General features: G+C 66.0%; 20 protein-coding genes. 11 read left to right on the top strand and 9 right to left on the bottom strand.

Annotated elements, in window-relative coordinates:
- Positions 1-916: metallophosphoesterase (locus ABNS06_RS03980; RefSeq protein WP_348672704.1), on the bottom strand; the 916-nt coding region annotated here is incomplete at its 3' end.
- 169 nt (positions 917-1,085) lie between these two features.
- Between ABNS06_RS03980 and ABNS06_RS03985 the strand changes: the two genes are divergently transcribed.
- On the top strand, positions 1,086-1,958 hold the full coding sequence (locus ABNS06_RS03985) for a DNA ligase (RefSeq protein ID WP_348672705.1): 873 nt from the start codon (positions 1,086-1,088) through the stop codon (positions 1,956-1,958).
- A 29-nt stretch (positions 1,959-1,987) separates the two neighbouring features.
- Here the strand turns inward: ABNS06_RS03985 and ABNS06_RS03990 are convergent, their stop codons facing one another.
- Genes ABNS06_RS03990 through gltX form a run of 3 tightly spaced genes read right to left on the bottom strand, consistent with a single transcriptional unit; the run spans position 1,988 to position 4,601 of the window.
- A complete protein-coding gene (locus ABNS06_RS03990; RefSeq protein ID WP_348672706.1) occupies positions 1,988-2,359 on the bottom strand; it encodes a VOC family protein in 372 nt (123 codons plus the stop codon).
- Entirely contained in the window at positions 2,356-3,195 is an 840-nt protein-coding gene (locus ABNS06_RS03995) for a peptidoglycan DD-metalloendopeptidase family protein (protein WP_348672708.1), read from the bottom strand. The genes ABNS06_RS03990 and ABNS06_RS03995 overlap by 4 nt, the downstream gene beginning before the upstream one ends.
- Complete coding sequence (gltX, locus tag ABNS06_RS04000; RefSeq protein ID WP_348672709.1) at positions 3,192-4,601, bottom strand: glutamate--tRNA ligase; 1,410 nt, start codon at positions 4,599-4,601, stop codon at positions 3,192-3,194. Before gltX ends, ABNS06_RS03995 begins: the two co-directional genes overlap by 4 nt.
- Before the next feature lie 119 nt (positions 4,602-4,720).
- On the opposite strand from gltX, the gene ABNS06_RS04005 reads away from it, so the two are divergent.
- The 7 genes from ABNS06_RS04005 to ABNS06_RS04035 all read left to right on the top strand — a co-directional run bounded on the left by ABNS06_RS04005 (position 4,721) and on the right by ABNS06_RS04035 (position 12,522).
- Entirely contained in the window at positions 4,721-5,557 is an 837-nt protein-coding gene (locus tag ABNS06_RS04005) for a 6-carboxytetrahydropterin synthase (protein ID WP_348672710.1), read from the top strand.
- A gap of 170 nt (positions 5,558-5,727) precedes the next feature.
- Positions 5,728-8,361, top strand: coding sequence for a DUF1592 domain-containing protein (locus ABNS06_RS04010; protein ID WP_348672711.1), 2,634 nt, complete (start codon positions 5,728-5,730; stop codon positions 8,359-8,361).
- Positions 8,358-9,677 carry a DUF1552 domain-containing protein gene (locus tag ABNS06_RS04015; protein WP_348672712.1) on the top strand — a complete coding sequence of 440 codons (1,320 nt, stop codon included), beginning with the start codon at positions 8,358-8,360 and terminating at the stop codon, positions 9,675-9,677. Before ABNS06_RS04010 ends, ABNS06_RS04015 begins: the two co-directional genes overlap by 4 nt.
- Positions 9,674-10,180, top strand: coding sequence for a TlpA disulfide reductase family protein (locus tag ABNS06_RS04020; RefSeq protein ID WP_348672714.1), 507 nt, complete (start codon positions 9,674-9,676; stop codon positions 10,178-10,180). The genes ABNS06_RS04015 and ABNS06_RS04020 overlap by 4 nt, the downstream gene beginning before the upstream one ends.
- The gene (locus ABNS06_RS04025; RefSeq protein ID WP_348672715.1) at positions 10,180-10,404 is read left to right on the top strand and encodes a DUF4266 domain-containing protein; all 225 of its coding nucleotides are present in this window, start codon (positions 10,180-10,182) and stop codon (positions 10,402-10,404) included. The genes ABNS06_RS04020 and ABNS06_RS04025 overlap by 1 nt, the downstream gene beginning before the upstream one ends.
- Positions 10,405-10,418: 14 nt before the next feature.
- Positions 10,419-11,615 (top strand): DUF3570 domain-containing protein, encoded by a 1,197-nt coding sequence (locus ABNS06_RS04030; protein WP_348672717.1) that lies wholly within the window; start codon positions 10,419-10,421, stop codon positions 11,613-11,615.
- Between the two features lie 28 nt (positions 11,616-11,643).
- Complete coding sequence (locus ABNS06_RS04035) at positions 11,644-12,522, top strand: FAD:protein FMN transferase (RefSeq protein ID WP_348672718.1); 879 nt, start codon at positions 11,644-11,646, stop codon at positions 12,520-12,522.
- A gap of 15 nt (positions 12,523-12,537) precedes the next feature.
- Here ABNS06_RS04035 and ABNS06_RS04040 read toward each other — a convergent pair whose 3' ends face one another.
- The 5 genes from ABNS06_RS04040 to pyrF form a co-directional block, all read right to left on the bottom strand.
- Complete coding sequence (locus tag ABNS06_RS04040) at positions 12,538-14,139, bottom strand: CocE/NonD family hydrolase (RefSeq protein ID WP_348672719.1); 1,602 nt, start codon at positions 14,137-14,139, stop codon at positions 12,538-12,540.
- A gap of 87 nt (positions 14,140-14,226) precedes the next feature.
- Complete coding sequence (gene ileS / locus ABNS06_RS04045; RefSeq protein WP_348672720.1) at positions 14,227-17,382, bottom strand: isoleucine--tRNA ligase; 3,156 nt, start codon at positions 17,380-17,382, stop codon at positions 14,227-14,229.
- Between the two features lie 71 nt (positions 17,383-17,453).
- On the bottom strand, positions 17,454-18,401 hold the full coding sequence (locus ABNS06_RS04050; protein WP_348672721.1) for an acetyltransferase: 948 nt from the start codon (positions 18,399-18,401) through the stop codon (positions 17,454-17,456).
- Positions 18,367-19,416 carry a uroporphyrinogen decarboxylase gene (gene hemE / locus ABNS06_RS04055; protein WP_348672723.1) on the bottom strand — a complete coding sequence of 350 codons (1,050 nt, stop codon included), beginning with the start codon at positions 19,414-19,416 and terminating at the stop codon, positions 18,367-18,369. Before hemE ends, ABNS06_RS04050 begins: the two co-directional genes overlap by 35 nt.
- A 38-nt stretch (positions 19,417-19,454) precedes the next feature.
- Positions 19,455-20,177 carry an orotidine-5'-phosphate decarboxylase gene (gene pyrF, locus ABNS06_RS04060; protein WP_348672724.1) on the bottom strand — a complete coding sequence of 241 codons (723 nt, stop codon included), beginning with the start codon at positions 20,175-20,177 and terminating at the stop codon, positions 19,455-19,457.
- 373 nt (positions 20,178-20,550) lie between these two features.
- On the opposite strand from pyrF, the gene ABNS06_RS04065 reads away from it, so the two are divergent.
- From ABNS06_RS04065 to ABNS06_RS04075, 3 genes are read left to right on the top strand one after another with little or no spacing between them, the layout of a single operon-like run.
- Entirely contained in the window at positions 20,551-22,578 is a 2,028-nt protein-coding gene (locus ABNS06_RS04065; RefSeq protein WP_348672725.1) for a hypothetical protein, read from the top strand.
- Positions 22,575-22,946: a hypothetical protein gene (locus ABNS06_RS04070; protein ID WP_348672727.1), complete on the top strand. Its 372-nt coding sequence runs from the start codon at positions 22,575-22,577 to the stop codon at positions 22,944-22,946. The genes ABNS06_RS04065 and ABNS06_RS04070 overlap by 4 nt, the downstream gene beginning before the upstream one ends.
- Positions 22,943-23,848 carry a hypothetical protein gene (locus tag ABNS06_RS04075; RefSeq protein ID WP_348672728.1) on the top strand — a complete coding sequence of 302 codons (906 nt, stop codon included), beginning with the start codon at positions 22,943-22,945 and terminating at the stop codon, positions 23,846-23,848. The genes ABNS06_RS04070 and ABNS06_RS04075 overlap by 4 nt, the downstream gene beginning before the upstream one ends.
- The last annotated feature ends 204 nt before the right edge of the window (positions 23,849-24,052 follow it).

Consider the following 24,052-nt stretch of genomic DNA (forward strand, 5'->3'; position numbering starts at 1 on the left):
GGGTGACATCGTGCATGTGGTCATGCCCGGTGATCAGGTAGAGCACGTTGTTGCGCCACAGGCTGGTGATGAACGCGTCTTCCACGTCGAGGCCGCTTTCGCCCATCAGGCCGCCGGCGTGCTTTTCGCCGATCAGAGGCTGATGGGTCAGTACGAATGCATGCGTGTCGGCGGGGCGTCCGGCCAGCCTGTCTTCGATCCAGGGAAGCTGTGATTCGATGGTGGCGTTGTTGCCGTCGGCCAGCGTGTAGCGGTCGAGCAGCACGAAGGTGGCGTTGTTGTGCTCGAAGGCGTAACTCAGTCCTTCCAGCGACGACATGGGTGCGGAGAAGTTTCGGCCAACCGTGAACGCCTCGCCGGACTTGTCCACGTTCGCGCCGAGCAGCGTCACCGCAAGACGGACCGACCAGTCGTTGCCCGGCAGGTCGAGCACATCCGCCGGCGACATGTTCTGAACACCATCGCGGGTCTGCGGGAACACGCGCACGAACTCGGTGGCGGAGTCGGCGAACTTGTCATGGTTGCCACGCAGCGGATAGAACCCGACGCCGGCGTTGTAGAGGGGCTGCGCGAACAGTGCGCGCGTGTCCAGGTCCACGGGATTGCCGTCTTCGGTGAGATCGCCGACCGGGATCACCAGGTCCACGCCGTGTTCGATGAAGCGGGCATCGACCTGGCTGATGATGTCGGTACCCACGCCGTTGGGGTTCTTGCCGTCGTTGCCGGCCTTCCACTGCGTATCGCCCATGACACCGAAGGACCAGCTGTCGAGCTGCGGGATGCTGGGCGCAATCTCCTGGGTGGCCGTTGCCGGGCCACCGGAACTGTCCGAGCCACATGCCCCGAGCAGGGCGACGGTAAACAGTAGCGCCAGGCCCGCGCGCAGCCGGCGTATTGATTGGAACGGCACGCCCATCACGTTGTTTCCCCGATGGCGAACAGGACTCGCCGAAGCACAGAGTTGATCCGGACAAGTCTGCGGTGATGACGTTGCATGCCAGTGACATCGGGGCGGCGTCCTCCGTGCATCGCCGGGCCGGGATTCGCTAGGCTGATGACGGGCGGTGGGCGAACGGGAGGATGCGATGCGCGGCAATCGACGGCTTGGGGTGGCGTTGCTGGCGATGGTCTGCGGCATGGTCGGGGCCTCGCCGCCTCCGGTGACCCTGGCTGATCCCTATCCCGGGGATCTTGAGCTGGCCCGATACTGGGTCAGCGAAAAATTCGACGGCGTGCGCGGCTACTGGAACGGCGATCGGCTATTGACCCGCAGCGGCGCGACCATTGACGTCCCCGACTGGTTTACCGAGGGCTGGCCGGAGACCGTGATGGATGGTGAGCTGTGGGCCGGCTACGGGCGCTTTTCGAGCGTTTCCACGCTGGTGAGAACCGCGGGGCCCGAGGACCCGGGCTGGCGTGCGGTCTCTTATCACGTGTTCGATCTGCCGACGCACGGTGGTGACTTCGACGCCCGCGTTCCGGCGATCCGGCGCGTGGTCGCCGCCATCGATCAGCCCTGGGTGGTCGCCGTGCGCCAGTTCCATGTGGCCGACGACGCCGAACTGGACGCCGCCATGGATGCCGTGCTGGCCCGGGGCGGCGAGGGACTGATTCTGCACCACGGTGGCCGTACCCATCAGGCGGGTCGCAACGCGGGCCTGTTCAAGCTCAAGCCCTATCAGGACGCCGAGGCTCGGGTCGTGGCGATCAACCCGGGGCAGGGACGCTTGCAGGGCATGATGGGGTCGGTCGAGGTGGTCACGCCGGACGGTCGACGGTTTGCCATCGGCAGCGGGTTCACCGACGAGGAGCGGGCGAATCCACCGCCGGTGGGCGCCTGGATCACCTATCGGTATAACGGCGAGACGGCCAACGGCCTGCCCCGTTTCGCGCGTTTTCTTCGTCTGCGGCCGGGCGGGCCACCACCGGAGGTGGAGGACCAGACGCGGCTGGAGTAACCGGACCGGGCTTCGGACGAAGCGCCCGCTTACGCCTGATAGAGGGCGCAGACCGCGCCGGCTGGATCGCGGATGACCGCGAAACGCCCACCCCCGGTTCCGGTGGGTCGGCGGATCACGCTGCCGCCCGCGGCTTCGCAGCGTTGCATCGCGGTGTCGACATCATCCACGTGGATGTACATCAGCCACTGGGCCGGCAGCCCGGTGTTCGGGGGCAGGGCGTGGCAGATGCCGGCGACCGGGCCGTCACCGCCGGCCGGCGTCATCATGAAATCGTCGTGGTCTTCGACCTTGACCGGCTCGGCGGTCCAGCCGACGACGGACGCGTAGAAATCCCTGACTGCTTCGGCATTCTCGACGGTCAGGTCGGTCCAGCCAATGCTGCCCTGCTTGCTGCTCATTCCGCTTCCTTGGGCTCGTCACGATCGGGCAGCAACAACTGCGGATCGATGCGGACTTCGTCCCAGTTCATTGACCAGTGCAGATGAGGACCGGTCGCGCGGCCGGTCGCGCCAACCTTGGCGATGGGCTGGCCCTGTTTCACCACATCGCCTTCTTTCACCAGCGTGTCCGACAGGTGGATGAAGGTGCTGGAGATGCCGTGGCCGTGGTCGACGACCAACGTGCCGCCGGTGTAGTACATGTCCGGATGCCACAGCGTAACCACGCCGCCGGCGGGCGCGTTCACCGGTGTTCCGGTGTCGCCGGCGATGTCCAGGCCGCTGTGCGGTGATTTCGGCGTGCCGTTGAGAATGCGCTGGCTGCCGAACACGCCGGTGACGATGCCGTCCACCGGCCAGATGAAGGCCTCGGTGAAGTCGATGCGCCCGGACTCGACGCCACGCGCCTTGCGAATCTGCGTGACATCGCGCCAGATCCGGTCCTGGACCTCCTTCGTCTTCGGCGGCGTGACCTTGTCCTGCGGTAGGCCGTCGATGCGCTGGACGTCAAAGGCGCGATCCGTCACCGGAAGCTTCAGCGAGGCGCTGCTGCCATCGGCGTCGGTGGCGATGACCGTCACGTCACCTTCGTAGGCGCGCGCCACGGCGAACACGAAGGCGCCGGATTCGGAGACCGGCAGCGAGCGACCGTTCATGGTCACGGTGGCGGTGGCGGAGGTTTGTCCTCGCACCATGGCGCCCTGGGTCACGTCGTCGCGGATGGACAGCGTCGGCTCCGCATTCGCGGGCAGGGCGAACGCCAGGGTGAGCAGCAGCGTCAATCCGGTTCGTGTCATGCGGCGTTTCTCTCCGACAGGAATTCGATGGCGCGGGCGATGCGGGCTTCCGTCTGCTCGCGACCGAGCAGGGCCAGGGTCTCGTCGATGGGCGGGGAGACGGCATCGCCGGAGATGGCCACGCGGATCGGCTGGGCGACCTTGCCCAAACCCAGCTCGCGAGCTTCGACGACGGCATGAACCACCCCGTGAGCCGCTTCGCCGGTCCACTCGGGCAGCGCCTGGAAGCGCTCCAGCAGATCGGCGAGCACGGCCTGGGCATCGCCCTTAAACCACTTCTTGACCGCCTTGTCGACGTACTCGGTCGGCGGCGCCCAGAAGAACGCGCTCTTTTCCGTCATCTCGACCAGTGTCTTGCAGCGCTCGCGCTGGGACTTGATCACGTCGATGGGGTCGGGTCCGTTGCCGGTGTCGATGCCGGCCTTGTCCAGATGCCACCGCCAGTGTTCCAGCACCCTGGCCGGGTCCATGGTCTGCATGTGCTGGTGGTTGATCCAGGCAAGCTTGCTCGGGTTGAACGCGCCGGCGCCCTTCTGCACCTGTTCGATGCGGAAATGCTCCAGCATTTCCTCGCGGGTGAAGACTTCCTGGTCGCCATGCGACCAGCCCAGCCGAACCAGATAATTCAGCAGCGCCTCGGGCAGGTAACCCTCGTCGCGGTAGCTCATCACGCCGACCGCGCCATGGCGCTTGGACAGGCGCTTGCCGTCCTCGCCCAGAATCATCGGCACGTGGGCATAGATCGGAACCGTGGCGCCCAGCGCCTGGAGGATCTGGATTTGCCGCGGTGTGTTGTTGACGTGGTCGTCGCCGCGAATCACGTGGGTGATGCCCATCTCGTAGTCGTCGACCACGACGGTGAAGTTGTAGGTCGGCGTGCCGTCGCCGCGGGCGATGATCAGGTCGTCCAGCTCCCGGTTCTGGAACACGACGCGGCCCTTGATCATGTCGTCGAAGGCGGTCTCGCCGTCATCCGGGGAGCGGAAGCGCACGACGGGATCGATGCCCGGGACAGGCTCGGTGCGGCTGCGGCAGCGGCCGTCGTACATCGGCTTGCGGCCGGCGGCGCGCGCTTCCTCGCGCATCGTCTCCAGCTCGTCCTTGGTGCAGTAACAGTGATAGGCGTGACCTTCGTCCAGCAACTGCTGGGTCAAGGCCTTGTAGCGGTCGAAACGCGCGGTCTGGTAGACGGGGGGCTCGTCGGCATTCAGGTCCAGCCAGGCCATGCCGTCCAGGATGGCCTGCACCGATTCCTCGGTGGACCGTTCGCGGTCCGTGTCCTCGATGCGCAGCACGAAGCGACCGCTGTTCTGACGGGCGTAAAGCCAGGAATACAGCGCGGTACGGGCGCCACCGATGTGCAGATAGCCGGTGGGGGACGGGGCGAAGCGGGTCGTGACGGACATGAGGGCAATGCTGAGCGACGTCGAGGGGGCGCGTAGTGTATCAACGCGTTGACGCCGACACCTGCCGGGGCGACGCTTGGCGGACCGTCGTCCTTCACGTCCCTCGCAGTCCCCGTCCCATGCCCACGCTGTTTGTCGAAGAACTCGCCAATCTTGATTTCGCCTACCTGGATCCGCGGCGCGGTCTGGTGGGGGAGACCTATCTGCTGGACCTGGAGCTGTCGGGGGATCTCGACGATCAGGGCATGGTGCTGGACTTCGGGCGGGTCAAGCGCGAAATCCGGGATGCCGCGGAAGGGCTGGTCGATCACAAGTTGCTGGTGCCGGCGAGTTCCCCAGCCGTGCGGCTCGAACCGGGCGCCGGGCGGGTGGAGCTTCGGCTTGTCGACGGCGGGGTCGTCGAGATGCTGGGCCCAGCCGAGGCGGTCTGTGCCATCGACGCCGATCAGGTGAACGTGGACACGGTCGGTGCGGCGATTCGCCAGGTCATCGAGGCGCAGCTGCCGGGCAATGTCACCGGGATCGGGGTTCTTCTGCGGCCCGAGTCCATCGACGGGCCCTGGTACCACTACTGCCACGGATTGCGGAAACATGACGGAGATTGTCAGCGGATCGCCCACGGGCACCGCTCCCGTCTGCGCATCGAACGGGCCGGTCGTCGCGATATGGCGTTGGAACGGGATTGGGCGGCCCGCTGGAACGATCGCTTCCTGGCGACCACGGAGGATGAGCTGCCGGCACAACGGCCTGGCCATCGGCGTTTCGGTTACGACGCACCGCAGGGCCGCTTCGAGCTGGAACTGCCGTCAAACCGCGTCGATGTGTTGCCTACGGACACCACGGTGGAGCATCTGGCGGCGTTCATGGCGACGACGCTGGCCGCGCGTCATCAGGGTCGGATCGACGTGCGTGCCTACGAAGGCGTGCGCAAGGGCGCACGCGCCTCGGCCGGCTGACGGCACGCGCGAATCGGCGGGCGGTGTGCACTTACCGGCCAGCGGTGGGGATCTGGCACAGCGCTTGAAGTAAAGTTTTCGTGATCAGGACGGCACCATCCGTCGCGTCGACATGCTGGGGGCAAAACGTGATCTGGGGTAGCGAGATCTCACATTCATCCGCGCGGGCCGTGACACGCTGGCTGTTGCTGGCCTGCCTGCTGTCCGTGCTGGGCGCCTGTACCGGTGACTATTCCGGTGAAGCCGATCCGGTGACGGAGAGCGGCGAGCCGAACGGTGACGCCGGCGATGGCTCGGGTGACAACGGCGGCGATACCGCGGGTGACGGCGGTAACGGTGACGGGTCGGGGGATGGTGGCGGCGACGCCGGTGGTGACACGGGCGGCGATGGCGGCGCGGTCGGCGACACAGGCCCGGATCTCGACAACGGCAAGCGTCAGTACGCGCAGCTTTGCGCGAGCTGTCACGGTGACAGCGGCGAGGGCGGCATCGGTCCGGCCATGACGACGGCGCAATGCCCGACCTGTGGCTCGCTGGATACGCTGATTCCCGAAATCGACGTCAACATGCCGTCGACCAACCCTTCGAACTGTGTTGGTGACTGCGCCGAGGACATCGCCCAGTACATCTGGGACGGTTTCCCGCAGGACACCAGCGGCTCGGGTGATGGCTCCGTTGGTGATGGCGGTTCCGGTGGCGGCGACGGAGGTGGCGATTCTGGCGGTGATGGCGGATCGGGCGATGGTGGCTCCGACGGCGGCTCCGGGGATGGGGGATCGGACGGCGGTGGTTCCGATGGTGGTGACGGTGGTTCGGGCGGCGACGGGGGCTCTGGCGATGGCGGCGATTCCGGCGCACCCGACCCGACCTGCTCGGTGGAAATGCGCTTCCAGAGCAACTGGAACGTCGGTTTCGTCACCGAAGTCACGATTTCCAACTTCAGCGGTCAGGCGATCGATGGCTGGGAGGTGGCCTTCACCTTCGCCAACGGCCAGCGCATCACCAATTCCTGGAACACCGACCTGGTCCAGTCCGGCGCGTCGGTGTCGGCCCGCAATGTCGACTACAACAGCCAGATCAACGACGGCTCGCAGACCACCTTCGGGTTCCAGGGCGAACACGGCGGTACGAACGAGCTGCCGACGGATGTCCGTCTGATCGCCGACGGCTGCATCACCGCTGACAGCGGCGCGGGCGGGGGTGACTCGGGCTCGGGTGACGGCGGAACCGGTGACGGAGGCGATGGCGGCGACGGAGAGCCGCTGGCCTGCGCGGACAATCCGTCCGCCCCGAGGATGCTGCGTCTGCTGACGCGGCGCGAATACGACCGCACCATTGCTGACCTGACCGGACTGGACGCCAGCTTCACCGACGATTTCCCGGTCGAGGCGCGCGTGGCCGGGTACGACAACAACGCGAATGTCGCGGTGGTGACCAGCCGGCATGTGGACCAGTATCTGGCCGCCGGCGCCGTGATTGCCAAGCAGGCGGTGGCCGAGCGTCGCGGCGAATTGCTGGACGGCTGCAACAGCGGGGATGCCTGTCTCAACGGGTTCATCGACAGCTTCGGGCGTCGGGCCTTCCGCAGGCCGCTGACGACGGCGGAGCGTGATGCCTATCGCGACCTGAACCGGGCTGAGCTCACCGGCGGGGATTTCGACACCGCCATGGAGTTGATCATCCGGGCGATGCTGACGTCGCCGAATTTCCTCTATCGAGCCGAGATTGGTGGATCGGCCGGCAATGGCATTTATGTGCTCAGCGGGTACGAGGTCGCCACGGCCATGTCCTACGCATTGTGGGGCAGCATGCCGGACGAGACGCTGTTGCAGGCCGCGGCCGACGGCGAGCTTGCCTCCGGTTCCGGTCGCGTCGCGCAGGCGGAGCGCATGTTGCAGGATTCGCGAGCGCGCGAGCAGATCGCCGACTTCGCCAGCCAGTGGACCGGCGCGTACCAGATTCTCGAGCAGTTCAAGGACTACGAGATCTATCCGCGGTTCAACGATACGGTGCGAGTGGCCATGGCCGAGGAGTTCTCGCGCTTCGTCAACCACGTGTTCCTGGATTCCGCGTCGCGCAGCCTGACCGAGTTGTACACGGCGGACTACAGCTTCCTCAACGGGGCGCTGCGCGAGTTCTACCGGCAGCCGGGTTCGACCACCGACACGGCCTTCTCACAGCAGACGATCACCGACGGTACCCGTGGCGGCCTGCTGACGCTGGGCAGCTTCGTCGCCAGTCATGCGCATTCCAACGAGTCCTCGCCGATCAAGCGTGGCGTGTTCGTGCGCGAGCAGCTGCTGTGTCAGGAGCTCCCGGACCCGCCCCAGGACGTGGACACGACCCCGCCCGGGCTGGACCCGAGCCTGACCACCCGCGAGCGCTTCCGTCAGCACACCGACGACCCGAACTGTGCCAGTTGTCATCAGTTCATCGACGGCATCGGCTTCGGTTTCGAGCGCTATGACGGCGTCGGCGACTACCGCGAATCGGAGAACGGACACACCGTGGACGACTCCGGCGAAGTGGTCGACATCGAAGGGTTCCAGACCGGGACCAGCGATCCGTTCTTCGGCGCGCGTCAGCTCGGCCAGCTGCTGGCGGCCAGTCCGGCTGCGCAGGACTGCGCCGTGGTCCAGTTCTACCGGTTCACCCGCGGGTACGTGGAGGCCGAGCCGGATGACTGCGTGCTGGAGGAACTGACCCAGTCGTTCCGGGACAACCAGTTCGATCTGAGGCAGATGCTGATCAACCAGATCGAACATCCCAGCTTCATCCGCCGCAACGCAGGAGGTGAATCGTGATTCGTCGACCGATCTCACGCCGTGGCTTTCTGCGCGGCATGGCGCAGGCCGGGGCGGCACTGCCGCTGTCGGCCCTGCTGCATCGCTCAGCGCTGGCCGCGGAAAACGGCGGCATTCCCCGCGCGCTGTTCGTCTACATCCCGGACGGCTGCGCGCCGGATCTGTGGCATCCCAGCGGCGGGACCTACAACTTCTCGCTGCCGGCCATGACCGATCCGCTGGAGTCCGTGCGCCAGCACTGCGTGTTCCTGCGCGGGCTCAACATGTACGCGGGCGGGTCCACGCACGAAGGCGGGGTCGCCAAGGTGCTTACGGCGACCGGCGATCTGTCCATGGATGTCTTTGTCGGGCAGTACTACAAGGACCAGACGCCGCACGCGTCCATCCACCTGGGCGTCGCGGCGAACCACCAGAACGGATCGGGTCACATCTCCTACCTGGGGTCCGGGCAGCCGGTTTCGCCGGAGGACAATCCGCTATCCGCCTACGAGCGCATGTTCGGGCCTCCGGGCGGGGTCGAGGACATCGAGAATCGCCGCAAGCTTTCCGTGCTCGATGCCGCGCTGGCCGATCTGAACAGCCTGCAGACCCGCCTGGGCCAGGCGCAGCGCCAGAAGCTGGAACTGCACATGGATTCGCTGCGCGAGGTGGAGAACCGGATTCTGGCGGCCGACCAGGCCAGCGCCGGCGAATGTTCCCAGCCCGACTGGAACCGCGAGGGCTGGGCGATCCCTGACGGCTACAACTCCTATCCGAAGTACCACGATCGCGACGACCAGTTCGCCACGGTGGGCAAGCTTCAGATGGACCTGGCCGTCCAGGCCCTGGGCTGCGACATGACCCGAAGCATGTCGCTGCAGTGGTCGCATCCGGTCAGCCCGGCGCATCTGCAGCCGGAAACCGGCGCCACGCAGCGGCATCACGATTCCTCGCATTTCGATGCGAACAACCTCGATTCCGCCGAGAACTTCACCCGCTACAAGCGCTGGTTCACCGAGCAGTTCGCCTATTTGCTGCGCGAGCTGAACGCGCACCCGGATGGTGACGGCACGCTGCTGGACAACACCGCGGTGTTTCTCTGCTCCGAACTCGGGCATTCATCGCTGCACAACCATCGCGACATGCCCTTCATCCTCGCCGGCCGTGCCGGCGGGCTCGAGACCGGACGCTTTCTCGACTATTCTGGCGCCAATGGCGGAGACGGCGAGACCCACGCCAAGTTGCTGGTCTCGATCGCGAATGCCGTGGGCATTCCGATCAACAGCTTCGGGTACACCGGGCATGGAGATGGCCCGCTGCAAGGACTGTACGCATGATTCGAATGTTGACGGGGGCGCTGATGATCGCCGCCACGTTCGCCGCGCAGGCCGTGGAGATCGGTCAGGTGGCACCGGAGACCCGGGGTCAGCGCCTGTTGTACGAGCAGTCGCTCGACATCAAGGAACTGCGTGGCAAGACCGTGTTGCTGGATTTCTGGGCGTCGTGGTGCGGGCCCTGCAAGCAGTCGCTGCCCATGCTCGACCAGATGCGGACCGACCTGGTCGCCGCCGGGTATCCGGACATGTTCGAGATCGTCGCCGTCAATCTCGACGAGGACCCGGATGCCGCGAAGAAATTCCTGAAACGGTATCCGGTCGGCTATCCGGTGATCTCCGACCCCGAGGCGGAGCTGGCCACGCTGTACAAGATTCCGACCATGCCGACATCGTTTCTCATCGACCCGCAGGGTGTCGTGGTCTGGCGGCACGAAGGATTTCGGGCGTCGGAGCTGAGCGAGATCCGGCGTCGTCTGGTGCAGACCATGAACGGGGAGCAATAGTGTCTCCACTGATCCGGGGCCTTGTCGCCATCGTCCTGCTGGGGGCGCTGTCGGCCTGTTCGACCACGCCGCTAAAGCCCTGGGAGCGTGGCAACCTGGCCGAACCGACCATGGCCTGGGACCCTGATCCGCTGGCGAGCCAGCTCGATTCCCACGTCTACTTCAGCAAGGAAGCGTCCACCGGCGGAGCCAGCGTGGGCGGTGGCGGCTGCGGCTGTAACTGAGCGTCCCCGATTCCATGTCCGATTCCAAACACCCGGCCGGCAAGGCCTTGCAGGCCCTGACCGCGGCCGCGATGTCGCTCCCGGCGTATCAGGTCGCGGCCGCCACCCGTGACGACACCACGCGCGTGTCGGTGCGAACGGCGCTCTACGATGAAGCCTCGCTGGATGACGACCAGGTGGCGTCGGCGACCACCGAACGCTATGACATCGAGATCGGCCAGTTTCGCGCCAGCACACCGCTGGGGGAACGGTTTTCGGTCGCGCTGGATGTGGCCTACGAAACCATGTCCGGTGCCTCGCCCTGGTTCGTCCAGCCGGATGCCGATGGCCGACCGGTGCAGGTGATGAGCGGCGCGACCATCGATGACGCGCGCACCGACGTGCTGCTGTCGGTGTCCCGCTACAGCGATTCGGGGCGCCGGGTGTCGGTCTCCGTCGGCCAGTCCACCGAGGACGACTACGAATCGCAGAACCTCGGCGTCGAGGTCGAGTGGGAGGATGCCGACAAGATGACCGCCTACACCGTGGGCGGTGGCTACTCCACGGACACGATCACGCCAACCGACGCGCAGACGCGTTTCCCGAGCCGTCCGGACGAGGAGGACAAGCAGTCGCTGACGCTGCTCGGCGGCGTGTCGAGGATTCTCGACGCGAAGACCGTCATCCAGACCGCGTTGTCGGTGAGCTACCTCGACGGCTATCTGTCCGATCCCTACAAGCTGGTGTTCGTTGATGACGACATCCGCCAGGACACGCGTCCGGATGGGCGCTGGACCGGGGCCTGGACGACCCGGCTGCGACGCCGTTTTGTCGGTGTCGGGGCGACGGCGCACTTGGACTACCGGCTTTATGGCGACGATTGGGAGGTGGTGTCGCATACCCTCTCGCTGAGCTGGTACCAGGACATCGGTGACCGGATTACCGTCACCCCCAGTCTGCGCTACTACAGCCAGAGCCAGGCTTTCTTCTACCGACCGTTCTTCCGCTCCACCCGCGGCGACAACCTGTATTCCAGCGATTACCGTCTGTCACCTTACGGCGCGGTGACTTTGGGTCTGGCCGGGGAGTACCGCTTCGAGAAGCTCAGCCTGACCGGCAGCATCGAGCAGTACGAGAGCAGCGGGGACTACGCGCTGGGCTCGGTGGTCACCGAAAATCCCGGGCTTGTGGATTTCACCCTGGTCGCGGTCGGTCTGAAGTACGCCTTCTGATGACGCCGGCGACGGTTTGAATGGCGCGATGGAAGTCGTCGACTTCCACGCCATGGGCTGCCCGTGCCGGATCACGGTCGATGTTCCGGCTGCCGCGGAGGCCGCCCGCGCGGTCGTCGAGCGTCTGGAGCTGCGGTACTCGCGCTATCAGGCCGACAGCGAACTCTCCCGGATCAACCGCAGCGCCGGCACGCCGGAGGGTTGCGTGGTGGATGCGGAGACCGCCGAACTGCTGAATTTCGCCTCGGCGGCCCATGCCCAGAGCGGTGGCCGCTTCGACATTACCTCGGGCGTGCTGCGCGGCGTCTGGGACTTTCGCAATGGGGTCGTGCCCGACCACGATCAGGTGCACGCCTGTCTTGAACGGGTGGGATGGCAGCGGGTGCGCTGGGAGGCGCCAGGATTGTGGCTGCCCAGGGGCATGGAGCTGGATTTCGGGGGCTTCGTCAAGGAATACGCCGCGGATGCCGCCGTCGCGGCCGCGCGCGCGGCCGGTGGTCGCCACGGGCTGGTGGATCTGGGTGGTGATCTCGCCGTGATCGGCCCGAACCCGGACGGCAGTCCCTGGCGGGTCGGCATCCGCGACCCGTTCGCACCCGACCGGGCCATCGCCACGATCGACCTGGCCTCCGGCGGGCTGGCCAGCAGCGGCAACTACGAGCGTTGCATCCGCGTCGGGGGTCGCGTCTATGGTCATGTGCTGGATCCGCGCACCGGTTGGCCACCGGAGGACGGATACGCGGGTGTCTCGGCCCGGGCCGACAGCTGTCTGCTCGCCGGAATCGCCACGACCGTCGCCATGGTCGGTGGCGAGACTGAAGGGCAGGCCTGGCTCGACGAGCTGGGCCTGCCCTATGTCGCCGTCACCCGCGAGCGACGGGTGATCATGGGCGCGCCACCCGCGTAAAGCCGCCGCGCGGCGCTATGGTGTCTGGTGGTCGGTGCCGATCAGGGGCAGCGACACGGAGCCCTCGACATTGACCTGACCCACCACGCCGGTGGAGCCCGCGAACTGGTCCAGTGCCCCGCCATAGAACAGCAGCAGCAATTCGTCGCCCTCGGCGAGGCGTTCGAAGACGCCGTTGAGCTCGATGCTGAATGCGCCATAGCCCCGGACCGGCCGGTACTGGTTCTGGAACACTTCGTACTGTCCCAGGCCCGCCGCGCGGCCGAGCGCGACCAGGAAGATCGGGTCCAGCACGCCCGCATCGCCCAGCAGCGGATCGGTCACCGTCACGTTCAGCATCGGGATGCCGGCGAGGACGTCGCCGCCGGCCGGCGCCGTGTACACCGGCACCGCGACCGGTGCCAGTCCGCCGACTTCACCGGTGGTCACGCTCTGCGATGCGATGGCGACTTCGGTGCCGCCGACCGGAACATCGTCGACCATCACGGCATCGTCCCCCGACCCGCCCAGCATCAGGCAGACACCGGGGATGAAGTCGGTCACGCCGCTGCGACCGTAGAGCTTCTCCTCGAACCAGGCGAACGTCGCGTCGGCGCGTTCGATGCTGCCGCAGTGGTCGCCGCCGTCACCATTGTCGATGCCGTGGCCCTGTGCCTTGGTCAGCAATCGAACATCACCGCCCTGCGCCTTCAGGCAGCTGTAGTTGTGGTAGGCATCGTTGAAGTTGAACAGCGTGTCCTGCGCACTTTGCGTGACCAGCGCGTCGATCGCGGTCAGGCCGCCGGCGGCGGTGTAGGGGTTGTCGCCGGCACAGTGGGAGGCGAGGCTGTGGAAGTACAGCAGCTCCAGGTTCTCGTCACTGAGGCTGTTCGTGAGCATACCCTCGAGCAGGCCCTGATTGACCTGCGCATCCTGCGTGTTGGGTGGCAGGTTGCCTGCGGCCGACAGCAGCGTCGCCCAGAACGACTTGAACACGTTGCCGGGGAACAGGCTGTAGCGCAGGTCGTTCCAGGTGATGTCCGGAGCCGTCGCGTCCAGCCGGTGTTTCGGATCGATGGCGTAGATCAGGTTCTGAAATCCGCCGCCGTAGCTGCTGCCCATGGCACCGACGATGGGGTTGCCCTTGCCCAGGCCGCTGTCCGGCCCGTTGTTGTCATAGGCGATCCAGTCGAGGGTTTCCTCCGCCCAGTCCAGCACCTGAAGCAGGTCCTGGCCTTCCAGGGTCGGGTCGAGAATGCGAATGGTGCCGCCGGATTCGTTGTGACCCCGCTCGTCGATGCTGATGACGCCGTAGCCGGCATCGCGCAGGCGGGCCATCAGTGACCCCTCGGCCGGTGCCGTGGACTGTCGCGCCCCCCCGTAGCCGTGGCTGTGCAGGATCAGCGGGTAGGTGGCGCCTTCGGTGACCGTGGTTGGTTCAAGCACCGTGATCGCGATGGTTTCGCCATCGACATCGGATGCCAGCGTCTCGTCGTAGACTTCTCCGTCACGGCTTTCGCCATCGCCCCCGACCGGGCCGCCGCCCCCGCCACCGGAGCTGCCGGAATTCGAACTGCTGCACGCAGCCAGGATCATTGTTGCCAAACCGGCAACCGCGAGGGTTCCCCATCGTTTCATCACGTCTCCTCCTCAATGGTGATCGGGTCTGACGCCCGTTCGTGCGGAGGATTGTGACTGTTTTGTGACCGGGGCGGTAGGTTCGACTCAGGCTGGTCGGATGGCCAGCGTCAGGGCGCCGGCGTCGAGTTCGAACTGCTCGCGGTAGTCGCCGGCCGGATCGTCGCTGCGGTCGAGGTCGACGGCCAGGGTCTCGCGGGCAATCCAGTCGCCGTGCTCAGCCAGCGCCTGGGCCAGCTCGCCCTCCGCCAGCCAGCGCACGATGATGCGATCGGTCACGGCGAGATCCGCGGCCTTGCGCATGTTCTGGATGCGGTTGATGGCTTCGCGGGCCAGGCCCTTGGCGCGCAGTTCGGTCGTGACCTTGGTGTCCAGCGCCACGGTGACACCGCCCTCGCGCAGCGCGGCCCAGCCTTCTGCGCCCTGGGTCTCGATCAGCAGGTCGTCGCCGGCCAGCTCGAAGGGCGCACCGTCCAGGTCGACGACCAGGGTCTGGCCGTCCGCCGCGGCGGAGATCTGCGCGGCGTCCAGATTGTTGATGACCGCCGCCAGGGCCTTCATCTGCTTGCCGGCGCGCTTGCCCAGCACGCGGAAGTTGGGCTTGACCACGCGCTGGATCAGGTCCGATCCGCTGTCGACATAGTCCAGGGCCTCGACATTGACCTCGTCCAGTATCAGATCGCGGACCTCTTCGATCGCGGCCTGTTCCACGCCGGGTTCGACCACGACGGAGAGCCGGGCCAATGGCTGGCGGACGTTCAACTTGTGCGTGTTGCGCAGCGCCAGCGTGGTCGAGACGATCGTCCGCGCCAGCGCCATGCGGTGTTCGAGATCGGCATCGATCAGCGCGGCGTCAGCCACCGGGAAATCGGCGAGATGCACGGAGGTCTCGGCGTTGTGGTCGCCCAGCAGACACTGATGCAACCAGTCGGCATAGAAGGGCGCGATCGGCGCCATGAGCCGGGCGATGCCCAGCAGCACCGTGTAGGTGGTCTGGTAGGCGGCGCGCTTGTCGGCGTCCGAGACGCCGGTGTCCTTCTTGCCGGCCCAGAACACCGGACGCGAGCGGCGGATGTACCAGTTGGACAGCGCGTCGACCAGCGATTCGATGGCGCGGGCCGCCCGAGTCGGGTTGTAGCCGTCCAGTGCTTCGATCACCTCGCCGGTGGTCGTGTGCAGACGCGAGAGCATCCAGCGGTCCAGTTCGCGGCGGTCGGCCACCGGAATCGGATCAACCGACGGGTCGATGCCGTCGATGTTCGCGTAGCTGGCGAAGAAGCTGTAGACGTTGGTCAGCGTCATGAACAGCTTGCGCCGCGTTTCGACGATGCCGGCGTCGGAGTACTTGGTGCTCTCCCAGGGCGGGGAGGCGGCCATCAGATACCAGCGCACGGCGTCGGTGCCATGGGTGTCCAGGGCTTCGAACGGATCGACCGTGTTGCCCTTGGACTTGGACATCTTCTCGCCCTGCTCATCCAGCAGCAGACCGTTGACGACGACATTTCTGTAGGCGACCGAGTCCATCACCAGCGTGGCGATGGCGTGCAGCGTGTAGAACCAGCCGCGGGTCTGGTCCAGGCCCTCGGCGATGAAATCCGCCGGGAAATTGCGCTCGAAGGCCTCGACGTTCTCGAACGGGTAGTGCCACTGCGCGAAGGGCATGGCGCCAGAATCGAACCAGACGTCGATGATCTCCGGCACGCGACGCATGGTGCCGCCCTGGCCGTCGGGCCAGGTGATGTCGTCGACGAAGGGGCGGTGCAGATCCAGCGCGTCATCGCCGGGCCAGGCGTCGCCGGCCTTGGTCTTCAGCTCTTCGATGGAGCCGATCATCTCGACCTGTGACGGATCGCGGTCCGACATCCAGATCGGCAGCGGCGTGCCCCAGAAGCGATGGCGGGACAGCGCCCAGTCCACGTTGTTCTTGAGCCACTCGCCGAAGCGGCCGCGTCCGACGTGCTCGGGCTGCCAGCCGATGGTTTCGTTCAGTTCGACCAGCCGGTCCTTGAAGGCCGTGGTCTTCACGAACCAGCTTTCCACCGGATAGCTCATCAACGGCGTGCCGCGGCGCCAGTCGTGCGGGTAGTTGTGCAGGTACTGGTCGCGCTTGAACAGCAGGCCACGATCCTTCAGATCGCGGCAGATCGGCTTGTCGGCATCCTTGAACCACAGGCCGCCGACCAGGGGCAGGTCGTCGTTGAAATGGCCGTCGCGGCGAACCGGGTTGACCATCTCCACGCCGACACGCTTCGCGGTTTCGAAGTCATCGGCGCCGAAGGCCGGCGCGGTATGAACGATGCCGGTGCCATCCTCGGTGGTGACGTAGTCGGCCGTGACCACGCGGTGCGCGCCGGGATGGCCGGTGAACAGATCGAAGGGCGGCGTGTAGCGAGTTTCGGCCAGGTCCTCGCCGGTGTAGCGCTCCAGGACCTCGAAGCCTTCACCCAGCACCTTGGGCGCGAGCGCCTCGGCGAGGATGTACTGCCTGTCCTCGAACCGGGCCTTCACGTAGGTGATCTTCGGGCCCACCGCGAGCAGCAGGTTGGAGATCAGCGTCCACGGCGTCGTGGTCCAGGCCAGGAACGCCGTGTCCGGATCATCGGCCAGCGGGAAGGCGACGGTGACGGCGGGGTCGGCGACTTCCTTGTAGCCCAGGCTGACCTCATGGCTGGACAGCACCGTGCCGGTGCCCGGCGAGTACCAGTGGATCTTGTGGCCCTGGTAGATCAGGCCCTTGTCCCACAGCTGCTTGAGCAGCCACCACACCGATTCGATGTAGTGGTTGTCATAGGTGACGTAGGGATTGTCCAGATCGACCCAGTAGGCCATGCGCCGCGTGAGCGTGTTCCAGAGCCCGGTGTATTCGCCGACGCTGGCCTTGCAGGCGGCGTTGTATTCGGCGATGCCGTAGGCCTCGATGTCCTCGCGGGACTTCAGGCCGAGCTTCTTCTCGACCTCGATTTCCACCGGCAGGCCGTGAGTGTCCCAGCCCGCCTTGCGATCGACGCGGTAACCGCGCATGGCCTTGTAGCGGCAGAACGTGTCCTTGATCGTGCGTGCGAGCACGTGATGCACGCCCGGTCGGCCGTTCGCCGTGGGCGGGCCTTCGTAGAACGTGAAGGTTTCGGCGTCGGCGCGCTGATCGATTGACCGCTGGAAAATGCCCTCGCGCTCCCACCAGTCCAGACGTTCGGCCTCCATGGCCTGATGGTCGAGTTGTCGAACTTCGGTAAAGCGCGTCATGGCTACGGGGGTCGCCGGTTTGAGTGAATTCTGGGGCGCGTGAGTATACCGGCTGGGAGCCGGTGGCTGCGTCAGCGCAGGCGGGTCGCCAGTTCGTCTCGCAGAGCGCCGATCCTGACGTCCTTGTCGTCCCATAGCGCGTTGACCCAGGCGCGTGCCTGCTCACGCATCGGCGGGTCGGTCTCTGTTGTGGAGAACTGCGGTACGGGGCGGACGGTCATCTCGATCAGCACCGGTTGTTCGGCGCCCGTCATGAAGCGCCAGAAGCCGGGGCCTTCGGCGGTCGGATAGACGATGGTGGTGTCGATGACACCGGCGAGCTGGTCGCCCATGGCATCGATGACATAACTCACGCCGCCGGCCTTGGGCTTGAGCAGGTGCGTCCATCTTGGTTGCTGGGCGGCGTAGCGGTCCTTGGACATGCGCGTGCCTTCGACGTAGTTGATGATCGTCACTGGTCGGTTCCGATACTTGGCGCAGGCGGCCCGCGCCGTTTCCAGGTCACGCTTGGCCAGCGCAGGGTTCGCGGCCTTGGCCTTGGACGAGTAGCGGCGCATGAAGGGGAAATCCATGGCCCAGCAGGCGAATCCGATGATCGGGAACCACAGCAGTTCGCGCTTGAGGAAGAAGCGCGGAAACGGGATGCGCCGATGGTGCAGGATCAGCAGGTAGAGAATGTCGACCCAGGACTGGTGGTTGCAGACCAGCAGGTAAGTCCGGTCGGTACGCAGTTCCCCGTCGATGCGCAGCTCAAAGGCACCGACGCGCATCAGCGTCAGCAGGCCTTGCATGCCCGCGGAAAACAGACCGACGACCCGGTCCATCCTGCCGGCGCACCAGTCGCGGACGGTCGGGTGCGGGACGCAGAGCTTGATCAGCGCCGCCGGCAACAGCAGCAGGAAGCAGATCACCAGCCAGATCACGCCCAGCGTCAGCGTGATCGCGGCGGTGCATTGGCGCCGGACCCGCGTCCACAGGCTGGCCTCAGTCGCTTTCGAAGCGGTGTCCGTGGACGGCATCGACCAGCGTGGCGACGGCTTCGGGGCGGATGTCCGGCGTGATGCCGTGCCCCAGATTGAACACATGGCCGGGCGCCGGGCCGAAGGCGTCCAGCGTGCGTGCCACCTCGCGCTGGATCACGTGGTCGTCGGTGCGCAGGATCGCGGGGTCGAGGTTGCCCTGCAACGCGACGCGGTTGCCGACCCGGCGGCGGGCATCGGCCGGATCGCAGCACCAGTCCAGGCCCAGCGCATCCGGGCCAGCGTCGGCGATTTGCTCCAGCCAGGGCGCGCCGCCCTTGGTGAACAGGATGACGGGAACGTCCTCCGGCCCGCGGTCCAGTCCCGCGACGATGCGTTGCATCGGTTCCAGCGACCAGCGTCGGTAGGCGTCGTAGGACAGCGAGCCGCCCCAGGTGTCGAAGATTTGCACGGCCTGCGCACCGGCGGCGATCTGCGCGTTCAGGTACTGGGTGATCGAGTCGACCAGCGTATCCAGCAGATGCGCCATGGCGTCGGGGCGATCGTAGGCCAGCGTCTTGATCCGTGCGAAGTCCCGCGAGCCCTGGCCCTCGACCATGTAGCAGGCCAGCGTCCACGGACTGCCCGCGAAGCCGATCAGCGGGGTGCGTCCGTCCAGGGTTCGCCGGATCAGGCGCACCGCGTCCATTACGTAGCCCAGATCGTCTTCCGGGTCCGGCACGCCCAGCGCCTGGATGGCGCTGAGGTCGCGGACCGGTCGTTCGAAGCGTGGTCCCTGCTTTTCCACCAGACTCAGTCCCAGCCCCATGGCGTCGGGAATGGTGAGGATGTCGGAGAACAGGATGGCCGCGTCCAGCTCGAAACGGCGCAGCGGCTGCATCGTGACCTCGCAGGCCAGCTCCGGCGTCTTGCAAAGGGTCAGAAAGTCACCGGCTTCGGCGCGGGTTGCGCGGTATTCCGGGAGGTAGCGGCCCGCCTGCCGCATGATCCAGACCGGGGTCTTGTCGACGGGCTGGCGCCGCAGCGCGCGGATAAATCGGTGTCCGGATTCCATGGCGGCGCAGTCTATAAGCTCTGGCCCGTCGCCGTCACTCACGCATCGCGTGTGGCCAGCCCCTGTTCAATCGAATCAATGATGGACATGGCGGCTGCCGCCGGGTCCTCGGCGTCGCGGATCGGGCGTCCGACCACGATGTGGCTGGCGCCGGCCCTGATCGCGGCCTGCGGTGTCATGACGCGTTTCTGGTCCGAGGCCGCCTGATCCGAAGCCGGCCGGATGCCCGGTGTGACGGCCAGCGCATCCGGCCCCAGAGCGGCGCGAACGCGTCCGACTTCGTGGCCGGAGCAGACGACGCCGTCCAGACCGGCGGCGCGGGCGCGGCGGGCATGCCGCAGCACCAGTTCGTCGACCGGGGTGGTGACGCCGAGTTCGGTCAGATCCCTCTGGTCGAGGCTGGTCAGCGCGGTGACGGCGATGACCTGCAGCGTGGTGCCTCTGGCCGCGGCCGCGGCCTCCAGCATGGCGGTTTGTCCGGCATGCACGGTCAGCAGGTCGGCGCCGGAGTCCGCAAGGCGCTGAACGGCCCGTCCCACGGTGGCCGGGATGTCATGCAGCTTGAGATCGCAGAACACCCGATGGCCGCGGGCGGCCAGCCAGTCGAGCAGGGGGAAGTAGTCCGGCGTCATCGCCAGTTCCAGCCCGATCTTGTAGAAGCCGACCGAGTCGCCCAGCGAGTTGACGAGGGACTTGGCGGCGGTCGCGTCCGGGACGTCCAGCGCGACGATCAGGCGGTGGGCGGCTGGTGTATCGGGCATGGTCACTCGGGTCCGTGTCATCGCGGTCGGTATCTTAGGAGGTCGATGGCCGCGTTGTCGAAACGACGACACCCGCCGTTCCGCCGGGTGGCTCGTCTGTCCCGACTTCTGCCCCGTTGAGCCATATTTACGACGCGTTCACCTGTTCGGCTCCCATACACTCTGAACTGAATAAAACTAACTTCGATCAGGGATTGGGGATATGCGCAACATCTGCATCGTATGTGTCGCTATCGTGGCGACATTGGTCACCGCCTGTGGCTCAAGTTCCGCACCGAATTCTCCGAGTGCCGAAACGCCGCCGGTTCCGACCGATCGCTACGCGGCAGCCAACGGATGTTATGCGCTGCAGTCGGTAGCCAGCGGCGGGCTGGTGGCTGCTGATGGCGAAAGCGGTTACGGCACCTCCGCACAGCAGGCCGACGAGGCGGAGGCGTTCTTCATGCGGGCTGCGACCTTGGGCAAGTACCTCCTGTACGCGACCGATGAGCGTTTGCTTACCGCGGCGTCGCCGGTCGAGGCGCTTGCCGCGCCTTCCGATGCCGCGATCTGGACGGTTGATCCGGTGGAGGGCTCCGATGCGTTCACCTTTTATTCGGACGACGGCAGCCTGGCACTTGCCGTGACCGATGCGGGCGTTCTGACCCTGGCGGAACCGGACGAGACGACGCGGACGCATTTCAAGTTCGTCCCCACATCGGTGACCTGTGCCATCTACCCCGAGATGCCAACGTCCGTGACCGGTCCGACGTTCAAGGGCAACGGCGTGGACAAGCCCGCGGTGGGCTTCGCCGACGTGCATACGCACATGGGCATGTCCAGCGAGCTTTCCTATGCGGGTGACGTTGGTCCCTCGGCGGGAGGCGTGCTCTACGGTGAGGTCATCCACCGCTTCGGCGTCCCGCATGCTCTGGAGGATTGTCTGGAATTCCACGGCCCCCAGGGTGTCCTGGACGCCAACCAGATCATCTCCGGCGCGGTAGGCACCCACGAGACCGAGGGATGGCCGACCTTCGTGGACTGGCCACAGCGCGACTATCTGACCCATCAGGTCATGTACTACAAGTGGGTGGAGCGTGCCTGGCTCTCGGGTCTGCGATTGATGGTGAACCACGGCACGAACATCCAGGCGCTTTGCAACGTTGGCAAGCTGTACTCCCTGGCCCCGCTGGCGGACTGCGATGACATGAGCATCGCCGTCAAGCAGATCCAGTATCTCTACGAGGTTCAGGATTACATCGACGCCCAGAGCGGCGGTCCCGGCAAGGGCTGGTATCGCATCGTGACCAGCCCGCAGCAGGCGCGCGAGGTGATCAATGACGGCAAGCTCGCCGTGGTGCTGGGCGTCGAGGTTGCACAGGTGTTCAACTGCGGTGTGGCGCTCACGGTGGGGCTGACCGAAATCCCCGAGTGCGACGAGGAACAGATCGACAGCGAAATTGATCGCTTGTGGGATCTGGGTGTGCGCCATGTTTATCCCTATCACGACATCAATAACGCATTGGGTGGCACCGGCATCTTCAGCGACATCATGAATCTGCTGGGATTGCTGGATACCGGGGCGTTCTGGGAGGTCGAGGCCTGTCGCGACTACCCGGTGGACGAACCCTCGGTACGCACCCCGGGGCTGGAAATCGCCACGTCGTTGCCGGTTCTGGGGGACGATCCTCTGACCGCGGCGATCCTGGAGCTCACCGGTGGGCTGTTGCCGGTGTATCCCGATGGCAAGAGCTGCAATAAGCGCACGGTGACGGATCTGGGGGTCCACGCGCTGCAGGCGCTGATGGACAAGCGCATGGTGATCGACATCGATCACGCCGCCTACCACAGCAAGGACATCATGCTCGACATCGCCGCGCAGCAGGATCCGCCCTATCCGATGGCATCGTCGCATGATGCCCACGGAGGGCTGACCAGCGACCAGGCGCAGCGCATGCTCGCCAGCGGAGGCATCATCTATCCCTACAAGGGCAGCGGGGTGAAGCACGTCGAGTTTCTGGAGAAGCTCAAGTTCTGGCGTGAAAAGGCGGGCGTGCCCGACGACCGCGTGCTGGGGCTGGGTTTCGGCGCCGATGCCAACGGCTTCGGTGGTCATCCGGGGCCGCGTGGCGGCGACTCCGAACCCGTGCAGTATCCCTTCACCCTGTTCCGAGGCGCCGACTGGGGACCACAGTTCGCCAACTTTGAACCGGTGTCCGTGGACTTGCTGATGATCCCGGAGAGCGGGAAGTTCTGGCATATCGATGAGGTGGGGATGGCGCACTACGGCCTGGTTGCGGACTTCGTCGAGGAAGTCCGGCTGGAAGGTGGGCGAGAGGCCCTGGACGCGCTGTACAACTCGGCCGAGGGCTATCTCCAGATGTGGGAACGGACCTACAACCGCGAACCTGCGGGGCAATGAAGGCTAGCCAGCTCATCGTCGCGCTCGCGGCGGTCGTCGTGCTGGCTGGTTTGTGGATCGCGCTGAAGCCGGCACCGTCGCCGCGGGGAGCGTCGGCGGGTTTGCAGACCTTCGAGCTGGCGCTGGGCGACGGCAGTACCTGGGCGCCACAACGGTTTCGTGTGCAGCAGGGCGATCAGGTGCGTTTCGAGGTGACCAGTACGGTGGACGATGCCATGCACGTGCATGGCTACGAAAAGCATTTGCCGCTGCCCGCCGGGGAGCCGCAGCTGCTGGAATTCACCGCCGACCGCGTCGGCCAGCACATGCTGGAGCTGCACGGCAGCGAGCTGGATGTGGGCACGCTGGAGGTCTACCCCCGCTCGTGATTCGTCGGTCCGGCCTGGTGGCGGTGGCGGCCCTGGTTCCCGCCACGGTCCACGCCCATTCGTTCGGGCGGCCGGTGCAGCTGCCGATGCCGGTCTGGCTCTACATCTACGGCGCCATGGCCGCGTTGGTGCTGTCCTTTGTCGTCCTCGGTTTCTTCATCGGGCGGTCGCATGTGGACCGCCCGTCGCGGTCCCTGGAACTGGGTGACGGCTGGCTGGTTCACCTGCTCAGGCGCGGTCACGTCGTCCCGGTCTGCCAGGGGTTGCTGCTGCTGCTGTTCGCGTTTTCGGTGCTGACCGGGTTGATCGGCACACGCGATCCGTATCGCAACTTCAACATGACCTTCTTCTGGATCCTGTTCGCGCTGGGTGGCACCTATCTGAGCGCGCTGATCGGCGGCTGGTACAACGCGCTGAATCCCTGGCTGACACTCAGCCGGGTGACCGCCCGATGGTGGCCGGCCTTTCCGACCGGTCGTTTCGCCTATCCAGACCGTCTTGCGTACTGGCCGGCGGTGATGCTCTACATGGGTTTCATCGGGCTGGAACTGTTCGGGGACATCCGCCCGTTTTCGCTGGCCATCAGCATCCTGATCTACACCGCCGTCAACCTGACGGGTGTGTGGCTGGTCGGGCAGCGTGCGTGGTTCCGCCACGGCGAGCTGTTCGCGGTGATGTTCCGTCTGGTCTCCATGATGGCGCCGGTGATTTACGATCCCGACGCCGAGGGCGCCGCGCGCGTTCGATTGCGCTGGCCGTTCACGGGGCTGCTGCGCCGGCGCGTCGAACATCGCAGCCTGCTCGTGTTCCTGTTGTTCATGCTCTCGTCCACGGCCTTCGACGGGCTCAGCGAAACCAAGCCCTGGTTCAACGCCTTCTGGATGACCCGACCGGCATTCTGACTCAGTGGCTGGGCGACCACCCGCTGAGACGCTACGGCGACGTGCGCGACTGGTACATCCGTTACGAGATGCTGTGGCTGGTGATCTCACCGTTCCTGTACCTGGGCGCGTTCGCGTTGTTCCTGCTGCTTGGCAAGTGGATGTGCCGGACCCGGGCGCGGCTGCGCGATCTTGCGATGGATTTCGGCTACAGCCTGTTGCCCA

Origin of the sequence: uncultured Abyssibacter sp. (assembly GCF_964000955.1) — a bacterium.
Taxonomy (GTDB): domain Bacteria; phylum Pseudomonadota; class Gammaproteobacteria; order Nevskiales; family OUC007; genus Abyssibacter.